This window comes from Myxococcus hansupus (genome assembly GCF_000280925.3).
Lineage (GTDB): Bacteria > Myxococcota > Myxococcia > Myxococcales > Myxococcaceae > Myxococcus > Myxococcus hansupus.
In genome coordinates this window covers 3,532,399-3,549,167 of record NZ_CP012109.1, presented here as the reverse complement: position 1 = coordinate 3,549,167, position 16,769 = coordinate 3,532,399, and the positions used below count along the sequence as shown (strand labels likewise).

Genomic DNA, 16,769 nt, shown 5'->3' with positions numbered 1-16,769 from the left:
CGGCTCCCGCCGGGCGGCTTGGGCCCGGCAGGAGGTGCCGTGTCAGCTCAGCACGGCAGCCACGGCCCCACGCCCCGGCCGCACGAGTCGTAGCATTCGAGCGTGAGGTCGTAGCAGACGGAGTACGACGCCTGGCACTGCTGCGGGCACACCGCCAGGAACTGGTAGCACTGGTCGTAACAGGACACGGGCGGCTCGATGGACGCCGTCACGGCGCCCTCGGCCTCCGGGGCGGGCGACTCGGCGACGGGCTCGCCACCACAGGCCATCAGGAACAGCGCGGGCAGCGAAGCCAGAACCAGGGAACGGATGCGCATCGAGGACATGGAACTCCCGGGAGACAGCGGGTGAGCAAGGGCGCTCACCACTCTATCTCCAGGGACTTCCAGGAACCTCAGGCTGCCTTGATTTTCGCGGCGGGCGGCGACAGCGCGTACCACGCGGTGCGGAAGGCCTTCAGCTCGCGCAGACCGGCCGGGTGACGGCCGAGCGCCGGCGCCATGGTGACGGGCAGGCCCAGCTTCTTCTCAATGGCCTTGGCCGCGTTCAGCTCCAGCTTGCGGCGGTTCTCGCACTTCTCGCAGGTGGACTTGGGGCCCACGCGGTTGACGAGCACCCGCTCCACCGGGAGCTTCTTCTCCTTGAGGTACTCCACCAGCCGCTCCGTGCGGGCCGCCGCCAGGTCCTCGCCGCGCGTGACGACGACGAAGCGCGCCTCGCTCGGGGTGGCCAGCGCGTCCTCGAAGCGCTTCACGTGCTTGATCATCGCGGCGAGGTCATCCGCCAGCTCGCCCAGGCCCTTGGCGCGGTGCTTGTTGATCACCGTGTGCAGCGCGCCCAGCCACGCCTTGGCCGTCTCCGCCAGCTCCACCACGCGGACGGACATCACCACCGGCGACGAATCCACCACGATGCGCTTGAAGCGCTCCTGCACCAGCGCGTCCGTGAGGCAGGACAGCGCGGCCAGCTCGTCGATGCCCGGCGGCGCGCACTCCAGCAGGTTGCGCAGGTAGAGCAGGTCCGACGGCACGTCGTTGCCCGAGCGCGGCGCGCCCTCGAAGGCCTTCTCCGCCTTCTCCTTCAGCCGCTTGCGCAGGGCGTTGAACCAGCCGGCGATGTCCAGCTCGCGAGCGTACAGGCCCTTGGTGCCCTTCACCTGCGTCTCGGTGTCCGTCAGGCGGCTCTGCAGCACGTCCGACAGCGAGTGCGACGGATCCGTGGAGATGAGGAGCACCGGCCCCTCCTTCTCCGTCAGCGTCACCGCGGCGGCGGCGGCGCACGAGCTCTTGCCCACGCCCCCCTGCCCCACGAAGAAGATCAGCCGCGTGGGCGGCAGCGGCGGCGCGGCGATGGGCGGCATGGACGGCGCGCGCACCAGCGCCGGAGGCCCCTCGGCCGCGGCGAACTCCAGCGCCTTCGTCTCCTTGCCACCGGCCCACGCCTTGGCGAACAGCGCCAGGCCGTCCAGCCCGCGCGGGGCCACCTCGCGCCGGCCCAGCAGGTTCACCGGCACCGTCTTGTCCAGCGCCTGGAACTTGCGGACGTGGGGCGCCTGCAGGCCGCGCCGGCCCTGACAGGCGGGACAGCCGAGCTTGTCCTCGATCTGGTTGACGACGATCTCCGTCACCGGCAGCCCGCGCTCGCGAAGCTGGGTGAAGAGCATGCGCGTCTGCGCCTCCGGCACCGGCTCCGCCAGCGCCACCAGGTGGAAGGCCGTGCGCGTGGCGTCCTTCAGCAGCGCCAGCAGCTTCTCCGCCTTCTGCCCCACCTGCTCCAGCACGCCGGGCGCCGCGGGCTCCGCGGCCTTCTTGCCCTTCTTCACCGGCGCTTCCGTCTTGTCACCGCCCGCCTTCACCAGGCCCAGGAACTTGCGCAGGCTCACCGGCAGGTCGAACAGGCGCAGCGTGTGGCTGGTGGGCGCCGCGTCGACGACGATGCGATCGAAAGAGTCATCCTCCAGCAGATCCACCACGTGGAAGAGCGCCACCAGTTCCTCCAGCCCCGGCACCGCCTGCTGATACAGCTTGCCCAGGTCTTCTTCCGTGACGTGCGTGCCCTTGGCCGCCGCCTTCGCCAGCGCTGGCAGGTAGGACGCCAGGAAGGGCTTCATCAGCGCCGCCGACTCCACTTCCAGGCCGTAGACACCGCCATCACCCTTGCCGGGGACGAGCTTGGTGGGCTTGGCCGCGAGCTTCTTCTTCACCAGGTCCGACAGGGAGCGGACCGGATCCAACGACACGAGCAGCACGCGCTCCTTGGGCGCGTCTTCCGACAGCCTCAAGGCATATGCTGCCGCGAGCGTCGTCTTACCTACCCCGCCCTTGCCGCCGAAGAAGTGAAGTACTCGCGCGTCGCTCATTGCGTTGTGGCCTTCCTTGTGCCCCCCCGCGGCACCCGATGCACACTCCTGCACGGCCGAGTTGATGCAACGGCGCCGGAGTTGCCCGAGGCGTGGACATGTACGCCCGGGCACTCCCTGTGGGTGGGAGACACCCCAAGAATCCCCCGTCCAGAGGTCAAAAGTCAAGAATTGACGGGGGTTTCGCGGCGGGGTCGCCGCCTGGACGGGCGTCCCCTCCGAGCCTGGCCAAGGCCTCGGAATCCGGAGGGGATTCCTACCTGTGAGGTCAGCGGATGACGAACGAGTTGGCGCCCATGGCACCCATCGCGCCATCGCTTCCCTGGCCCCCGAGGGGGCCTCCGCCGCCGCCCGTGGGGCCCTGCTGCTGGGCGCGCGCCTCGGCCGCGTAGCGGTTGAGCTTGTTGTAGAGCGTCTTCTCGCTCACCCCCAGCACCTCGGCGGTGCGGGCCTTGTTGTTCCCGTTCCGCTGGAGGCTGCCCAGGATGTACTCGCGCTCCACCGCGTCCAGGCTCAGCCCGAAAGGCAGCCGGAACGTGTGCCGCTCCGGGCTCTTGCCGGCCATGTCGGGCGGCAGGTGCTCGCGGGTGATCAGCTCGCCGTCGCACAGGATGACGGCGCGCTCCACGGCGTTGCGCAGCTCGCGGATGTTGCCCGGCCAGTCGTAGTTCTTCAGGACCTCCATCGCCTCCGGGTGCACCCCGCTGACGCGCTTGCCGGAGTCCCCGCGGAACTTGTCCACGAAGTGCTGCACCAGGATGGGCACGTCGTCGCGGCGCTCGCGCAGCGGCGGCAGGTGGATCTGGAAGACGTTGAGGCGGAAGTAGAGGTCCTCGCGGAAGCGGCCGTTCTTGATCTCCTGCTTGAGGTCGCGGTTGGTGGCGCACAGCACGCGCACATCCACCTCGATCTCCACCTTGCCGCCCAGCCGCCGCAGCCGCCCCTCTTCCAGCACGCGCAGCAGCTTGGCCTGCAGCTCGATGGGGATTTCACCCAGCTCGTCCAGGAAGAGCGTGCCGCCGTGCGCCATCTCGAACACGCCGGGCCGGCGCTGATCCGCGCCGGTGAAGGCGCCGCGCTCGTGGCCGAAGAGCTCGGACTCGATGAGCGTCGCGGGGATGGACGCGCAGTTGATGGCGATGAAGGGCTTGTCGCGGCGCAAGGACAGGTTGTGCACCGCGCGGGACACGACCTCCTTGCCCGTGCCGGACTCGCCGCTGATGGACACGCTGGCCTTGGAGGGGGCCACCTTCTCCACCAGCTCGATGACCTTGCGCATGCCCGCGGACTGGGCAATCAGGTCCGACGAGCCGAGCTGCTTCAGCCGCCGCCGCAGCGTCTGCACCTCGCGCAGCGTCTCCTTCTTCTCCAGCGCCCGGTCGATGCAGACCTTGAGCCGCGCGGTGTCCAGCGGCTTGACGATGAAGTCGTAGGCGCCCTCGCGGATGGACTCCACGGCGGCGTCGATCGTCCCTCGCCCCGTCAGGAACACCACCGGGCAGTCCGGCAGCTCTTCCTTCAGGTTGCGCAACAGCCAGAGCCCATCCGTCTCCGGCATGGCCAGGTCCGACAGGACCACGTCCGGCCGGAACTCGTTTGCCTTGCGGAGGGCGTCATGCCCGTCGAATGCGATCTCGACCTTGTGTCCCCAGGCGCTGAGCATCTCTGCCAGCGCCTCACAGGTGTCGCGTTCGTCATCCACGGCCAGGATTCGTGCGCTGCCCAAGTGAAGACCTCCCGTACTGCGTCGTGACGCGAAGTTGTCGGAACTCGAAATCAGGAAACGGCCTGGCGGGATGCTGCGCTCAGGCGCGGTTGAAACTCAGACGGCACGTGCCCGCTCGGAGGAACAGGTCCACGCCGAGCTGCGAACAGCGCAGCCGCAGGGCCTCCACGGCCTCGGGCAGGGGCTCGTTGCCGGGGCCGGCCGAATCCTCGACCTCCAGCACCGCGCTCGTGGCCTCGCCGCGCACCGTGACGCGCACCGAGCCGCCATTCTCCGCGCGGCGGAAGGCACGCAGCAGCGCCTGGACCAGGAAGAAGCCCAGCTCCGTCGTGTCCTCCATCTGGACCTGGACGCCCGCCTCCACCGCGGACTGGACCTGCACGCGGCGCTTGCGGCCCTCGTGCCCCAGCACGCCCAGGGCGCGCGTGGTGGTCTCCGACAGGTCCGCCGCGCCCGCGCTGCCGCCGCGGAAGACGACGAAGTCGCTGAACAGCTTCAGGATGCCGTCCACGCGCTGGATCTGATCGCGCATGGCCTTGAGGTTCTTCTCCTGCGACGGAGGCACCTGCCCCGTCTCCGCCTTCAGCTTCTCCGACAAGACCTCCAGATGGATGGCCAAGGCGTTGAGCGGATTGCGGACGTCATGCAGCAGGCTGTCCATCAGCGTGGGGACGGCCAGGTACCGCGCCGCGCCCACGACGGGCTTCGGCGCATCCTCCATGGAGGATGCACTATTTGACATTGCTGTCGAGGTAACCAACTGGAACTCCTCGGGATTTTCCCTGATCCACCCCCGCCGCCGCCCTACCGGAGCCAAGAGTTAGGGAGCCGTTCCAACATCGTCAACCCTGGGTCGGTAATTCTTGCCGGAAGCGGCAAATTCCCCATGCACGGCGCGGACTTACGCCCGCGCGCGAGTGTTTTTAAGGCAACGATTGGGAAGCGGGTGCGATCAGACAGGACGCAGGCGCCCTGCCCCGAGGTGCAGGGTGTTCAGGCACCCGAGGCGGGAGGGCGTGCGCCCTCGCCCAGCCCCACCAGGTCCAGCTTGAGCCGCGCGGCGTATTCGAAGATGCGCGGGTCCCGGTAGAACTCGCCGAACACGATGCGGACCAGCCCCGCGTTGGCGATGAGCTTGAAGCACGGCCAGCAGGGGCTGGCGGTGGTGTAGATGGTGGCCCCGTCGATGCTGACGCCGTTGGTGGCCGCCTGGATGATGGCGTTGGCCTCCGCGTGGACGGTGGCCACGCAGTGGCCGTTCTCCATCATGTGGCCCACGTCATCGCAGTGCGGCAGCCCTCGGATGGCGCCGTTGTAGCCGGTGGACAGGATGGTCCGTCCCCGCACGATGACGGCGCCCACGTGTTTGCGATCACACGTGGCGCGCGTGGCCACCTGCTCCGCGATGTCCATGAAGTACTGATCCCACGAAACACGTCCGGCCATCCCACGCCTCCTGATTGCCGCCGGATGTACCGCGCGCTCGCGCCCTGTCGAGAAACCGGCCCGTGGCCTACCGGCCCGCCGCCTGGGCGACGCCACCCTCCGTCGAGGGCCTGCGGACCAGCAGCCGGCCAAAGCCCTTGTCCTGGAGGAACTGGCGCACCTTCGCGCTGGGTGCGGCGAACGTCTCTCCGGGCATGGGCACGTCGAAGCTGTAGTTCTCCTGCTGCACCTCGAAGTCCACCTTCGCGGTGCGGTAGCCCTCGACGATGGCCAGGAGCCGTCCCGTCGTCAGGCTGAAGATGCCGCCGCCCGACGCGCCGTAGCCAATGGGCGCGTCCGTCTTCACCATCTTCGGCTGCTGGGACGCCTTGTCCCATTCCACCTGCGACAGCATGCCGCCCGACAGCGACAGCGCGCGGCCGAAGGGCGAGGCGGCCACCACCACGTCCTCGCCCAGCTCCAGCTCCGCGTCGTCCGCCAGCTCCACGGCGGGCAGCTCCAACCCCCGCACGCGCACCAGCGCGAGGTCCAGCTCGGGCACCTGGCCCATGGCCACCACCTCGCCCGTGTGCTCGAGCGACTCCGCGCGCCGGTCCACCAGCACGCGCAGTTGGGGGGCTTCCATGCCGTCCATCGCCACCGCGTGCGCGTTGGTCACCACCCAGGCCACCGCCGTCCCGTCGGCGCCGCGCTCGGCGCCCACCACGACGCCCGAGGCCGTGCTCCGCACCCTGCCCTGCGAGGCAAGCTGCAGCCGCACGTTGTGCGGAAGGATGCGCCGCACCTGCTCCTTGCGCGTCATGCGAGGCGCGTCGTTCACCGCGATGACACGTTCGACGAAAGGAGCCACCTGGGGCGCTGAGGTGGTGGCGGCCGGCTGGGAAGGCGCGCCGGCGCACGCCACGAGGGCGAACAGGGCGGGGGCGCCCAGGAGGAAGCGGGTCATCGACTCTCCGGTTCGGGGGGAAGACGGCTGCAGCCAGTACAACTCCCTGGCAGCTCCCATCATCCCGAGCCCTTTCCGGCTTTGAAAGCAGGCGTCCAAGCGGGGCCCGGACGCCTGCCCGGTCACGCGTAGCGCTTCTTCATCAAGAAGAGGATGGCGTCCTTCGCGCACGCCTCGCAGTAGCCGTAGCGCTCCGCCATCGCCTTCAGCGTGCTCTGCACCTGCGTCTGCTCGCGCGAGGAGAGCTGGTTGCGGTCCTCGGACAGGTACTTGAGGACGTTCTCCTTGTTCTTGCGCAGCACCCGCTTGCGCTCCTCGAAGTAGTGGTCGCGCAGGCGCTTGAACATGTCCGGGAAGATGCGGCCGTAATCCATGTCCGCGTCCGGGTTGTCCAGCCGGTGCGCGCCGATGGAGGCAATGAGCCCGCGGCGGAAGTCCGAGGCGTCCTCGCCGCGCGGCATGATGATGGCTTCCACCTCCGCCATGCGCTGCTCGTCCGGAACCTCGTTCACCCCGGTGACGCGGTTGCGCATCTTCTCGCCGCGCACCCAGTGGCTGATGGTCTGGATGTAGCGCTCCACCAGCTCGCGGTACTGCCCTTCCGACACCAGCCCCATGGACTCACGGACCTCGGAGTCCACGCGGTCCAGGTACTCGGCCTCCACCAGCCGGACGAAGTTCTCGTGGTCGTGGTAGCCGTCCAGCACCTCCTGCAGGAGGAACTCGTAGACGCTCTTGTCCTTGCAGATGGCGGACAGCTCCTCCAGCACCGCCAGGCCGTTGAGGCACTTGTAGTCGGGGTTCTGCGCGGCGTTGAAGAGCGCTGTCTTGATTTCCCGCGCGCTGGCGCCCGAGCGGCCCTCGAAGTTGGGATACGCGTCGGACTCGGTGAAGAGGTCCTCGCGCAGCTTCCGCAGCTCCTTCGTGTTGGCCAGGCTCAGCCGGTCCGGGGGCGCGCCCTCCTCGTAGAGGTGCAGCTTCTCCACCGGCGTCACCTGGTCGATGAGGTCCTTCACGTCGAGGGGGTAGCGGTCCGGAATGGGCTTCTTCAGCCGGGTGAGCACCGCCCACATCGCCGCCAGCTCCGTGGCGTGCGGGGCCACGTGTTTGCCCACGGTGGTGGACGTGATTTGCGCGTCGTAGATCTCCTGCTCGGTCCCGTAGCGGCGCAGGTAGGGCACGCGCACCAGCTCGATGCGGCCCTTGAAGGACGCGAAGTCCGGCAGCTCCTTGAACGCGTTGAGGTGCTTCTCGTTCGCGGAGGCGATGAGCACCTCGTCCAGTTGGAGCACGAACGGCTCCAGCGGCACCTGCCCCGTCTCGCTGAAGCCCAGCAGGTACTTGAAGGCCTCCAACGGGCGCTTGAGCAGGTCCGCGTACTCGATGAGGCCCCGGTTGGCATGAACCAGGGGACCGTGCGGCTCGAACAGGACGGTGCTGTGCAGCGGCGCGGGCACGTTGAGCTGGGTGCGGTCCGCGGTGAGCTGCTGGACCACCGCGTCCACGCTCATCTGCGGCTCCACCGTCACCGTGCCCACCTGGTAGCGGCGCGACACGTAGAAGCGCTCCACCTGGACGTGGCGCATCACCTTCAGCCAGTCCCCGCCGTAGGCGTTGAGCAGCGCGGTGTAGATGCGGCGGCACTTGGAGCACAGCTCGCCGTCCCGCACGTAGTCGGACAGGATGAAGTCCCCTGTCTCGCCGTCGCCCAGGCCCTTCTTCTTGAGGGCGCCCTCCAGCAGCTTGCGCCGCTCGCCCGGCGGCACGGCGAAGAGCGGATGGTCCCTCAGCTCGCAGGGCATGCGCAGGTCAATGGATTCCGCGTCCAGGTGCGCGAAGGTGGCCAGCTCGCCGCCGGGGATCTCCCGCTCCCCGAAGCCGATGGAGCCCTTGATGAGCTTCTCCGACGGGAAGACCCAGGCGATGCGGTACAGCGCGCCCTGCGGCTGCCGCGAGTACGCCTCCATGCCCTCCTTCAAGGCATTGACGAGCGTGGACTTGGCGCTGCCATTGGGGCCGTGCAGCAAGATGAGCTTGTTGATGCGCCCGGCCCGGACGAAGTTGCCGAGCAACCGGTAGATGGCGTTCTGGACCTCTTCCTGGCCCGCCACCCGGTCGTCCCGGTCCCCGCCCGGCGCGTCGAAGACCTTGAAGCGCCGGATGGTGCCCGTGGGGTGTGGCACGGTGATGGAGCCGAAGTGGTCCATCACGTCCCGGAGGTACTGGGCGGCGTTGCGCGCCTGGCCCATCGGGTCGTTGAAGAAGAGGGAGAGGTATTCCTCGAAGGACAGAATCGACCGGTTCTTGACGAAGTCGGCGTTCACCTGCGCGCCCACCTCCTGCAGATAACCCTTCGCGTCCAAGTTGACTCTCCTGTGGTCAGGCTTCCCCACCAGCAAGTTTTCCGTCCACGCCACCAATGTCCAGCGCCCCGGATGCCATTGTCGGCTGGGGCACGCGCCGCCGGCCCCCTGCCGGGCACACGGAACGATATGCTGGCCACCAGGGGAAGCAGGTAACCCTGGCCGGCATTCCCGGGGAGCGGCAAACGTCGCGGTGTGTGAACTCGCGCGCGACGCGAGGGTGCGCTACGGTCTTTTCTTCCTCTGCGGCCTACCCACCCGGAGTCCAAGCACGATGCACAAGGAGCCCATCATCGGCATCGACCTCGGCACGACCAACTCGTGCGCGGCGATCGTCGAGGACAGCGGGAACGTCAAGCTCATCCCCTACAAGGGCGGCGAGTACACCATCCCCTCGATCTTCGCGATCGACGACAAGGGGAACGAGCTCATCGGCTACGAGGCCAAGCGCCAGTGGCAGCTCAACCCGCGCAACACCGTCTACGGTTCGAAGCGGCTGGTGGGCCGGGGGTTCGGCAGCGAAGTCGTCGACACGATGAAGAAGGTCGTGGCGTACAACATGCGCCCCGGAAAGAAGAGCGACGTCACCCTGGATGTGGGGAAGAAGGAGTTCACCCTCCAGGAGATCAGCGCCAAGATTCTCGGCAAGATTCGCGAGGTCGCCTCCAACTACCTGAAGATGCCCATCAAGCGGGCGGTGGTGACGGTGCCGGCCTACTTCAACGACCGGCAGCGCCAGTCGGTGAAGGACGCGGGCAAGCTCATCGACCTGGAGGTCGTCCGCATCATCAACGAGCCCACCGCGGCCGCGCTGGCCTACGGCGTGGGCAAGGGCCTCAAGGAGAAGGTCGTCATCTACGACCTGGGCGGCGGCACCTTCGACGTCTCCATCATCGAGATTCGCGACCGCGTCTTCGAGGTGAAGTCCACCGGCGGTGACGTGTTCCTGGGCGGCATCGACTTCGACAACGCCATCATCCACCACGTCCTCAAGGACTTCGCGGCGAAGACGGGCATCGACCTCGCCACGGACCCGGTGGCCATGCAGCGCATCAAGGACCTGGCCGAGCGCACGAAGATCGACCTGTCCGCGCGCGAGGAAGTCCCCTTCAACATCCCCTTCATCACGATGACCTCCCAGGGCCAGCCCCTGAACATCGAGATGAAGTTCACCCGAAAGATGCTGGAGCAGCTCACCAACCAGCTCGTGGACCGCACCCTGCAAATGGTGGCGCGCGTGCTGGTGGACTCCGGGTTGTCCACCAAGGACGTCGACGAGGTCATGCTGGTGGGCGGGCAGACGCGCATGCCCATCGTCCAGGACCGCCTGACGAAGTTCTTCGGCAAGCCACCCAGCAAGGGCGTGCACCCGGACGAGGCCGTGGCCATTGGCGCGGCGCTCTACGCGCACTCGCTGCAGGACGACACCAACCTGCGCATCCAGTTGCTGGATGTGATTCCCATGGCCATTGGCCTGGAGAAGGCCGGCGGCGCCTTCCACGTCGTCTTCCCGCGCAACGCGGCCATTCCCAACGCGAAGGCCCTGCTGGCCACCACCAGCATGGACAACCAGACCGAGCTCGCCGTGCGCATCTTCCAGGGCGACAACGACATGGTGGCGCGCAACGACATGCTGGGAGAGTTCACCTTCTCCGGCATCCAGCCCGGCCGCGCCGGCAGCGCACAGGTGGAGATCACCTTCGACGTGAACGTGGAAGGCATCCTCACCATGCGCGCCCGCGACCCGGCCTCGGGCCGCGAGATGAAGACCACCGTGCGCGTCACCCAGGCCTGAGCGCCCTCCCCGCTTCAGCCCCGCGGGGTGCTCCGGCTCACCGCCGGGGCCTCCAGGGGCACGAAGCGCGTGGAGTCCTCCGGGCGCAAGGACGACGCGTCACCCTCCCGGCCCACCAACTCGAAGAGGCCGTCCTCCAGCGTCCGGAGCTCGAAGGCGTCACGGACGCGCTCCCGGGCCCGGGGGCTGAGCAGCACCTGCCCCCGCCCCGCTCGCACCGCCAGCCGCGCGGCCGTGTTCACCACGTCGCCCAGCACGGTGTAGTCCAGCCGGCCCGAGGCCTTGGCCCCCACGCTGCCGGACACCAGCTCCCCCGAGTCCAAGCCCATGCAGACGCCGTGGGCGTAGGGCGCGCCGTCGCCACCGCGCGCCGTCAGCGCCTCCAATTGCCGTCGGATGGCGAGGCAGGCCTCCAGGGCCAGGTCCACGTGCCCCGGCCCTCGGAAGACGGCCATCACCGCGTCTCCCATGAACTTGTCCACCGTGCCCCCGCGCGCGAGCAGCTCCGGGACAATGGCCTCGAAGTTGGCGTTGAGGCGGCGCAGCGACTCCGGCGGGGGCTGCTGGTGGAGCACCGCCGTGAAGGCGTCCACGTCGATGAACACCACCGTGCCGTCCACCCACTCCCCCGCCATGGCGTCCGAGCCCTGGAGCAACGGCGGCAGCCGCTCCAGCACGCCGCCGGGGACGAACATGCGCAGCAAGCCGTTCTCCTCGGTGTAGCGCACCGTGCGGCGCAGCTCGCGCACGTGCTTCAGCGTCTTGACGAGCGTGGCCTCGAGGTCCGGGAAGTCGATGGGCTTGGTGATGAAGTCGAACGCGCCCCGGTTCATCGCCGTGCGGATGTTGCTCATGTCGCCGTACGCCGAGACGATGACCACCCGGGTCAGCGAGCTGATCTCTCCCACGCGGGAGAGGAAGGTCAGCCCGTCCATGCGCGGCATGTTGATGTCGCAGAGCACGACCTCGGTGTCGGGATGCTGGCGCAGCTCCTCCAAGGCCTCCTCACCATCCGCGGCGAAGAGGAATTGATAGACATTGCGGCGGATCTGCTTGCGGAAGCTCTGCTCCATCAACACGACGATGTCCGGCTCGTCGTCGACCACCAGAATCTTGGCTGGACGCGAGGGCCGGCCCGCCTCCACCGCGTTCGTCAGGCCGGACGCGAACTCGTGCGCGGACTGGAAGCGGCGCGCGGGGTCCACGTCCAGCGCGCGCGCGAAGAAGGCATCCACCTCCGCGCCCAGCTCCGGTGACAGGCTGGACGGCGCCGCGGGCGGAGGCGGCACGTTGCCCAGGCGCATCTGCCGCAGGGACTCCAGTGGAAAGGGGTGCTGCCCCGTCACGGCGCGGTAGGCCACCACCGCGAGCGCCCACAAATCGCACCGGTGGTCCAACCGGGGCTCCAGGCCCCGGAGCTGCTCGGGGCTCATGTAGCGCGGCGTGCCCGCCATCTCCTCTTCCGGATGCGGCCGGGCCGTGCCACCGGACATGAGCAGCGCGAGGCCGAAGTCGAGCACCTTCACCTGCTCGCCATGCTCCGTGCGGGCGAGGAAGAGGTTCGCGGGCTTGAGGTCGCGGTGGAGGACGCCCGCCGCGTGCGCGGCCGTGAGCGCGCGGGACGCCTCCGTCACCAGCCGCTCCACCATGGCCAGGGACAGGCGGCCCCGGCGGTGCAGCAGGGCCTCCAGGTCCTCGCCCACCAGCCACTCCATGACGATGTAGGGCGTCTCGCCGGAGAGGTCGCAGTCGTGGACCTGGATGACGTGCGGGTTCTGGAGCCGGGCGATGGCCTGGGCTTCCCATTCGAACTGCTGCCGCGCGCGCGGCGCCGGCGCGCAATGGGACGCCATCAGCTTGAGGGCCACGCGCCGTTGCAGCTTGGGATCCAGGGCCACCCAGATGGTGCCCATGCCGCCCCCCGCGAGCCGCCGCTCCAGCACGTACCGGTCGCCAACCACCTGCTGCTCGGAGTGCGAGTTTTCATCCATGGTGAGGGCCTCGGGAGCACCGTCCGCGAGAAGTCGCGAGTGTCTCACGCCGTCTTGTTCCGGTGTACTGCATGCTGCTTCCTCGCACAGCAGCCAACCCCTCCGCACACGCCCGAGCGGCACCGCACGCGTGGTACGGTCCCCCGCCCTCGAGTTCGACACGGCGTGCACTCACCCAACCCATGGAGGCGTCATGCCTGACACGGTCGCCACACCGCTTCATCCCGAACGCGTGCTCCCCGAAGTGCAGCAGTCCGCGCGCCCCGAACCGGATGGCCATGCGCTCCCGGGGCTCGCGGTCCCTCCGGGCCTCAGGCCCGGCATGCCGCGCAAGGCGATGACCACCAGCCCGGTGGAGTACGCGAACGCGCCCCTCCAGGTGCTCGCCGGCACGCTGCCGCAAGACCTGCAAGGTCACATCTATGTCGCGGGTCCCAGCGTGCACTCGGGCTCGCCGGCCCTGGCCTCGGATGGGCTGGTGCTGCGGCTGACCTTCAGGGAGGAAGGCGCGACGTTCACCTCCGCCACCATGCGGACGCCGTCGTACTACGCGCGCCAGGAGGTGGACGCGGGCGCCACCGCTCGAGGCCCGGTGACGCGGCTGCTCAACCGCTTCCGCGAGACGACACTGGCGGATGTCTCCATCACGCTGGGGCCCCAGGAGACGCCCAACACCGCGCCCTTCCTCGTCGAGGGCGAGCGCATGCTGCTGGTCACCACGGACGCGGGACGTCCCTGGGCCATCCACCCGAAGACGCTGAAGGCGTACACCCCGCTGGGCTACCTGCGGGAGTGGAAGCGCGCTCTCCCCACGCCGTGGGCCTTTCCGCTGTTGCAGAGCACCGCCCACCCCGCGTTCGACCCCGAGCCCGCCCAGGCGCTCTCCACCGAGGAGCCCCAGCGCCAGCGGCCCCGCCTCTTCTTCACCAACCACGCGCCCAAGTGGCCCCTGGGCTCCGGCTTCACGCAACTGGTGAGCTGGGACACGCGGGAGAACCGGCTGCACCACTGGGCGCTGCGGGACGCATCCACGGGCGAACCGGTGGTGGCGTCGTCGCTGCATCAGATTGCCTCCACGCGCGACTTCGTGGTGCTGCTGGATTCGAATTTCCCCATCAACTTCTGGCAGATCGCCGCGCAGGCGGCGGTGCCCTGGGCGCCCCGCGTGCAGCGCGCGGTGGAGTGGCTGACGGCGAAGCCCTCCGCGCCGCAGGCGGTGTTCTGGGTGATTCGGCGCGCGGACCTCACGCCCTCGCCGGGCACCCTGGACGCGGACAAGCCGCCCTTCATCCCCGCGTACCGCTTCACGTCCGGTGGCGGCGGGCTGCACTTCGCCGCGCTCTACGAGAACCCGGACGACGTCATCACGCTCGTCGCGGGGCACTCCCCCACCGAGGACCTGTCACACACGCTGGAGGCCGGCGAGAAGCTCATCAATGGCAACCACGTGCAGGACTGGCAGGAGGGCATGCCCACCGCCGTGCCCGTCACCCGCAGCGCGTTGGGCGTGCACCGCATCGACATGAAGCGGCTGCGCATCGAATCCCGGCTGCACTCGCACGACGACTTCACGTGGGGCCTGACGGTGTTCTCCAACGCGGGCCTGGTGAATGGCGAGCTGGAGACCCACCTCCGGCTGGCCGGCAACGCGATGAACGGCTCCGTGCCACTGTCGGAGCTCGCGGTGTACTTCAACTCGGACGGCTTCACCGCGGACATGATTCCGGAGCGCATCTACCAGCTCTACAAGCCGGTGGTGGGCTCCAAGGACGGCCTGCCCATCCGCGACGGCCGCGCGGCGAGCTTCTTCAAGTTCTTCGTCCATTCGGGCCGCTTCGAGGGCTACGTGCTGCCCACCGGCTGGTTCGGCTTCGCGCCGCAGTTCGTGCCCAGCGCGCGGATGCCCGCCGTCCCACACTGGAAGGGCTACCTGGTGGCGCTCGTGGTGGCGGACCCGACGCCCGACCTGCCCGCCGCCTCCACGGGCTCCGAAGTGTGGATCTTCGACTCGGAGAACCTGGAGAAGGGCCCCATCTGCCGGTTGGGCAGCCCCCAGTTCGACGTGGGCATGACGCTCCACACCACGTTCCTGCCCGCCGTCCTTCCCGACATCCTCGACGGCCTGCCGCCCGGCAACGAGGCGCCGTACTGCGTGGACGTGGAGAAGGACCTGGACATGGACGCCATCGAACAGGCCTACCTCGAGTGGCCCCAGACGCTGCTCCCCCGGGTGCCGCCCGTGCTGTTCGCCCCGTGGCGGCTGGGCGTGAAGTGGGCGCTGAACTTCCCCAAGCTGCGCCAGGTCCTCTCCGAGGACGTGTATCCACACTTTCCGCGCAGGTAGCCGTGTCTGGGATTGCGGGGCCTCATGGGCCCCGCCCCAGGACACGTCGCGCTCGCTAGAACTGCCACTCCTTGCCCTTTTCGCTCAACACCTCACGCGTCGAGGCCACGTCGGCGAGCGCCTTGAACGGGGAGGAGTCCGCGAGCTTCAGCACCGACTCCAGGAGGGCCCCCGTGAGCTGGGGGTTGTTCGTGGCGATGGCGGTGTCGAGCCGCTCGAAGAGCTGACGGAAGTTCTCCTTCCGCTCGTCGAAGGAACGGTCCAGATAGTGGAGCAGGACGTCACGGTTGGCGTGGATGCGCTCCACGTCGACGTGCGCCGCCATCTGGATGCGGACCTGCTCGGTCTTCTCCTTGTGGATGTCCCGGATGCAGTCGGCCACCGTCTTCAGGCCGTCCAGCACCTCGGCAATCCCGGGCGTCTGCCCCTTCGCCAGCGTCGCGACCGTCATACGAAGGACTCCTGGAGGAACTGGCGCTGCTGCGACAGCAGGGCCTCCGCCTGCTCGTTGATGTTGCCCTCGGACGTGAAGATGGCCACGCGGAGCAGCTCACTCTCCGCCTTGGCGAGCTGCATCGCCGTGGCGAACTGGCGCAGGTGCTCGTCGTTGGCCGGGTCGAATGTGCCGTCCAGTGCCCAGAGGGCATCGATGGCGCGGTTGGCGCGCAGGTCGAGCGCCGCGGTGACCTCCCGCAACTCGTCGACACGGAGGCCCGCCCGGCCCAGGAGCTCGACGGCCGCTTGAAGCTGCGCCACCACCCGCTCCACCTCGGCCGCGAACTCCTCGGCCTTCGTCTTCGCCTTCTCACCTTCCCTGGCGATGACGAAGCCCGCGACGACCGCCGCCGGGGCCAGGGCGATTCCACCCAGGACGACGGCGCCCCCCGCCACGCCGAAGCCGCCCGTCGCGAGCGAGCCTCCGCCGAGCCACGCGAGCAGCGCGCTGTTCGCCGCCGCGCCCGACAGACCGGACAGGGCGGTCCCCGTCCCCGCGGTCGCGAAGGTGGTGACCAGACTGGTGGTCACCGCGCTCGCCCCCGCGCCGGTGAGGCTCGCCGCGACCGCGCCCGACAGCGCTCCGCCCGCTTCCAGATACTGGGCGGTGAAACGGCCCACCTCCTCGCGCGTCACGCCGAGGGCCCCGAGGCTCTCCAGCGCGGACAGCCGGGCCTTGTGTTCCAGCCGCTCCAGAAAGTCGAAGAGGCGCCGGAACGTGGTGTCCGTCACGGTCTTCCGCTGTGATTCCAGGGCGTCCAACTTGAGCTGGAGCAGCGAGCGCGCGTCTTCCAGGCGGGCAATCCACTCACGATGAAGCTCTTCGGCCTCTTCACCAATGGCCTTGGCTTCCCTCATGGCCTGGACGCCGTCGTAGCTCTTCTTTCCGCCATACCCAAGCAGGGCGGCGACACCAATCACCACGGGAATGAATGGCAGTGGCATGGACTCTCCTCTCAATCGAATGGGCCCCGGCGGGTGCAGGGCGGCGCGGAGGTTCTCGCGAGCCCTCTCCTTTGAACATCCTCCTGGAGAGGTAGGTCACCCAGGACAGCGCCTTGGCCTCACAGAAAACCACAGTCGCCGACCCGTCCCGCGTGGCAAGTCCTCTCATCCGTGAGTAGCATTGCCGCGATTGGACACCCCTCCGGGCACGCATGCGCGTCAATCTCCTCCTCACCCTCACACTTCTCGGAGCGACACAGCCCTCGGTGCCGACACCGCTCCATTACCAGGTGAGGCCGCTCCCCGGGCAGGATCGCACCGACCTGAAGGTCTCCCTGCGGTTCAAGCCAGACAAAGAG

12 protein-coding genes are annotated in these 16,769 nt (G+C 68.7%); 2 read left to right on the top strand and 10 right to left on the bottom strand.

Translation table 11 applies throughout. From position 1 onward, the window contains the following. Positions 1-47: 47 nt before the first annotated feature. The 7 genes from A176_RS13805 to A176_RS13775 form a co-directional block, all read right to left on the bottom strand. Complete coding sequence (locus A176_RS13805; protein WP_049872295.1) at positions 48-317, bottom strand: hypothetical protein; 270 nt, start codon at positions 315-317, stop codon at positions 48-50. A 77-nt stretch (positions 318-394) separates the two neighbouring features. Then, positions 395-2,359 carry an ArsA family ATPase gene (locus tag A176_RS13800; protein ID WP_002636486.1) on the bottom strand — a complete coding sequence of 655 codons (1,965 nt, stop codon included), beginning with the start codon at positions 2,357-2,359 and terminating at the stop codon, positions 395-397. 268 nt (positions 2,360-2,627) lie between these two features. Then, positions 2,628-4,085, bottom strand: coding sequence for an enhancer binding protein Nla6 (gene nla6 / locus A176_RS13795; RefSeq protein WP_044889146.1), 1,458 nt, complete (start codon positions 4,083-4,085; stop codon positions 2,628-2,630). A 79-nt stretch (positions 4,086-4,164) separates the two neighbouring features. Then, positions 4,165-4,902: a sensor histidine kinase gene (locus A176_RS13790; RefSeq protein WP_044889145.1), complete on the bottom strand. Its 738-nt coding sequence runs from the start codon at positions 4,900-4,902 to the stop codon at positions 4,165-4,167. 176 nt (positions 4,903-5,078) lie between these two features. Next, the gene (locus A176_RS13785; protein ID WP_002636490.1) at positions 5,079-5,531 is read right to left on the bottom strand and encodes a deoxycytidylate deaminase; all 453 of its coding nucleotides are present in this window, start codon (positions 5,529-5,531) and stop codon (positions 5,079-5,081) included. 67 nt (positions 5,532-5,598) lie between these two features. Further along, on the bottom strand, positions 5,599-6,477 hold the full coding sequence (locus A176_RS13780; protein ID WP_002636491.1) for a S1 family peptidase: 879 nt from the start codon (positions 6,475-6,477) through the stop codon (positions 5,599-5,601). 122 nt (positions 6,478-6,599) lie between these two features. Next, positions 6,600-8,840, bottom strand: coding sequence for a PrkA family serine protein kinase (locus A176_RS13775; RefSeq protein WP_002636492.1), 2,241 nt, complete (start codon positions 8,838-8,840; stop codon positions 6,600-6,602). A 274-nt stretch (positions 8,841-9,114) separates the two neighbouring features. Between A176_RS13775 and A176_RS13770 the strand changes: the two genes are divergently transcribed. Next, positions 9,115-10,635: an Hsp70 family protein gene (locus tag A176_RS13770; RefSeq protein WP_002636494.1), complete on the top strand. Its 1,521-nt coding sequence runs from the start codon at positions 9,115-9,117 to the stop codon at positions 10,633-10,635. Between the two features lie 14 nt (positions 10,636-10,649). On the opposite strand, the gene A176_RS13765 is transcribed toward A176_RS13770, so the two are convergent. Beyond that, entirely contained in the window at positions 10,650-12,626 is a 1,977-nt protein-coding gene (locus A176_RS13765) for a protein kinase domain-containing protein (RefSeq protein WP_226994395.1), read from the bottom strand. A 193-nt stretch (positions 12,627-12,819) separates the two neighbouring features. Here A176_RS13765 and A176_RS13760 point away from each other — a divergent pair, with 193 nt between their 5' ends. Then, on the top strand, positions 12,820-14,970 hold the full coding sequence (locus tag A176_RS13760; protein WP_002636496.1) for a carotenoid oxygenase family protein: 2,151 nt from the start codon (positions 12,820-12,822) through the stop codon (positions 14,968-14,970). A gap of 55 nt (positions 14,971-15,025) precedes the next feature. On the opposite strand, the gene A176_RS13755 is transcribed toward A176_RS13760, so the two are convergent. Together A176_RS13755 and A176_RS13750 are read right to left on the bottom strand one after the other, a co-directional pair. Beyond that, a complete protein-coding gene (locus A176_RS13755) occupies positions 15,026-15,421 on the bottom strand; it encodes a hypothetical protein (RefSeq protein ID WP_002636497.1) in 396 nt (131 codons plus the stop codon). After that, a complete protein-coding gene (locus A176_RS13750) occupies positions 15,418-16,410 on the bottom strand; it encodes a hypothetical protein (RefSeq protein ID WP_002636498.1) in 993 nt (330 codons plus the stop codon). The genes A176_RS13755 and A176_RS13750 overlap by 4 nt, the downstream gene beginning before the upstream one ends. Between the last annotated feature and the right edge of the window lie 359 nt (positions 16,411-16,769).